Origin of the sequence: Synechococcus sp. R55.7, assembly GCF_047461955.1 — a bacterium.
In the GTDB taxonomy this organism is placed as follows: Bacteria; Cyanobacteriota; Cyanobacteriia; order Thermostichales; family Thermostichaceae; genus Thermostichus.
Genome location: NZ_JANSIC010000286.1, coordinates 1 through 2,595, shown reverse-complemented (window position 1 = coordinate 2,595; position 2,595 = coordinate 1). Strand labels below are relative to the sequence as shown.

At 58.9% G+C, this 2,595-nt stretch carries 4 protein-coding genes; 2 read left to right on the top strand and 2 right to left on the bottom strand.

What is annotated here, in order from left to right:
* Window positions 1–840 carry a DNA-formamidopyrimidine glycosylase gene (locus NW820_RS11755; RefSeq protein ID WP_414407577.1) on the bottom strand — a complete coding sequence of 280 codons (840 nt, stop codon included), beginning with the start codon at window positions 838–840 and terminating at the stop codon, window positions 1–3.
* A gap of 46 nt (window positions 841–886) precedes the next feature.
* On the bottom strand, window positions 887–1,111 hold the full coding sequence (locus NW820_RS11750; protein WP_011432873.1) for a photosystem I reaction center subunit IV: 225 nt from the start codon (window positions 1,109–1,111) through the stop codon (window positions 887–889).
* A gap of 119 nt (window positions 1,112–1,230) precedes the next feature.
* Here NW820_RS11750 and NW820_RS11745 point away from each other — a divergent pair, with 119 nt between their 5' ends.
* Together NW820_RS11745 and NW820_RS11740 are read left to right on the top strand one after the other, a co-directional pair.
* Window positions 1,231–2,115 (top strand): penicillin-binding transpeptidase domain-containing protein, encoded by an 885-nt coding sequence (locus tag NW820_RS11745; RefSeq protein WP_414407576.1) that lies wholly within the window; start codon window positions 1,231–1,233, stop codon window positions 2,113–2,115.
* Window positions 2,116–2,231: 116 nt separating this feature from the next.
* Window positions 2,232–2,384 carry a chlorophyll a/b-binding protein gene (locus NW820_RS11740; protein ID WP_011429120.1) on the top strand — a complete coding sequence of 51 codons (153 nt, stop codon included), beginning with the start codon at window positions 2,232–2,234 and terminating at the stop codon, window positions 2,382–2,384.
* Window positions 2,385–2,595 lie beyond the last annotated feature (211 nt).

Genomic DNA, 2,595 nt, shown 5'->3' with positions numbered 1-2,595 from the left:
CTAGCTCTGTTGCGGCTGGCAGTGGGGGCAAAAGTGGGCCGACCGACCTGCCAGCTTCATCCGCCGAATTGGGGTGCCACAGAGGCGACAGGGATCCCCTTCCCGACCGTACACCCACGCTTGCCCTTGATAGTTGCCGTTGAGCCCACGCAGATCCCGGTAATCCCGCAAGGTGGTGCCCCGCTGCTCCAGCCCGGCCCGTAACACCTCGATCAAAGCTTCTCGCAGGCGTGCCTTGGCCACATCCGAAAGCTGAACTGCTGGCGTCAAAGGGTGAATGCCGCTCAGAAACAGGGCTTCGTCGGCGTAAATGTTGCCCACCCCGGCTACCAGCGATTGATCCAGCAGCGCGGTTTTAATAAGACGGCGGCTCTTCTGCAGGGCAGCCTGGAAATAGGCCTCAGAAAAAGCTGGCGAAAAGGGCTCCGGCCCCAAAGTCTGCAGGGTGGGGATCACCGCCTCCAGCTCAACACCGGCAGGCACCAGCCACATCTGGCCAAAGGTGCGCTGATCCACAAAGCGCAAGTCCCACCCTTCCTCGAAGGCCAAACGAACACGAGTGTGAGCTGATAAAGGGGTGGATCCCTGCACCCAGAGCAACTGCCCGGTCATGCGCAGATGCACGCCCAGAACAGCTCTCGAATCCAGGGATCCCAGGAGATACTTTCCTCGCCGCTGCCACTGGGTAAAACGGGTGCCAATCAAGCTCCGCCCAAACATCTCCCCTGCAGGGTAGGCAATGGTGCGGGCCAGGAGCACCTCCACCGCAAGTATCCGCGGCCCCAAGGTGAGGCGTTGCAAATCTTGCCGAACTGTTTCAACTTCCGGCAGTTCAGGCACAGAACGACTTGCTCAAGAACACAGTCCCCGGCATCAGAACTTTGGCTTAGCTGGCCGCAGCTTTGGCCTTGGCTTTGGGAGCTTCCAACACTTCCAGTTCATCTTCGCGGAAGTTGTTGGTGTTGATGTTGTAGTAGTTGATCTTGTCAAAGCGGACGATCACCGGGTAGAGAATGCCGCTGGTATCCACCGCCGCAACCGTTCCCACATCCCGGTACCAGTAGGATTCTTTCCGCAGCACACGGACTTTGGCACCACGCTGAATTGCCATGAGGGTTATCTCCATTGACCTGAACTCAGATTACCCTAGTCCGTGAGAAGGCTGCGATTTCCGAATTTTTGTAACAGGGATCCGCTTTTGTCTGGCTGGGTTTTCGGGGCCAACAGCAGATGAACCGTCGCACCTGTGGAGCCTGGCTGTTGGGTTCTGCTTTGACCTGGGGCTTGCAGGGGAAATCTGCAGGGCTGCCCCATCCGCGCGATTTTGCCGCCGTCCTCAACCTGAACACCGGTCGTTTAACAAGGGTTTGGCAGCCGGAGCAGGCTTCCAGAATCAGGGCCAGCCCTGGCTCAACCGTCAAATGCGCCGTTGCCGCCGCTGCTCTGCAGACCGGGATCAGCTCTGGGGAGCGCTTGATCCACTGTCCGGGTTGGTGGGATCCGCCGCCGCAACTGGGGTTGGGCCGCCTACCCTGCTGGGATCCCCGCGGCCATGGAACCTTGAACTTGCGCCAGGCCCTGGCCCACTCTTGCAACGTGCATTTTTACCAGTTGGGCTGGGAGCTGGGGGCCGATACCCTGGTGGAGTGGCTGCGGCGCTTCGGCCTAGGGAGTGTGCAGAATACAACTCCGGCTCCGCTCTTGGCGACCGGTCTGGCTGGGCCGGTGGATCCCTGGGAGCTGTTGGTTTATGGGGGCGTGATTGCCCGCCGAGGTGTACCCCTTTCTGGCGAGGTCTCTCTGCCCGCTTTCTCTTTACCGGCTTGGATTTGGGAGGCTCTCCATGCTGGCATGAGCCTGGCGGCAACAGCGGGCACCTGTCGCGGCATTGCCCCAGAAGGGATCCCAGTGGCAGCCAAGTCTGGCACCATCCTCAATCCTCAACGACGAGGACGACCAATTCTCTGGGCAGAAGATTTTCAAGCCTGGTTGCTGGCCTTTTGGCCCCTGCCGGATCCCAACTGGACGCTGGTGCTGCACCTGCATCAGGGCAAAGCCTATGAGGCGGCCATTCCCCTGGCGCGGCAGATCATCGCCGCCATCGGCAGCGGGTGACCACCTTGCTTGCGATCATGAAGAAATGCAAACTATACTGAAGGTCAAGTGCCGTTCTCGTTTTCGTTCTTTACGGATCCCACTCCCTGTCGTTCCCATTTACCCTGGAGGTTCTCATGTCTAATCCCAATTTGTCTGAGCCCAAGTTTGGCTTTAACGAGTATGCCGAGCGCCTCAACGGTCGGGCTGCCATGATTGGCTTTGTGTTGGCCATTGTCATCGAAGCGGTGACGGGCCAAGGCGTTGCTTCCTGGCTGGGCCTGATCTAAGAGACCTCAACTTACCGCCTTTTGGCTTTTCCTTGGGTCTGCTGGCTTGCAGGCCCTTTATTGTATTGAGCAGGGTATTGAGCAGGAAGCGTGACTGCACCAGTTGTAGCCGTTCTGAATGGCAACAAGGCTTGAGCGGGCACCAACTACTCCAAGCAATTCCGACAGCGCCGAATCTTTCCCTTTCTCCCTCTGAGGGAGGAGCTGGTGT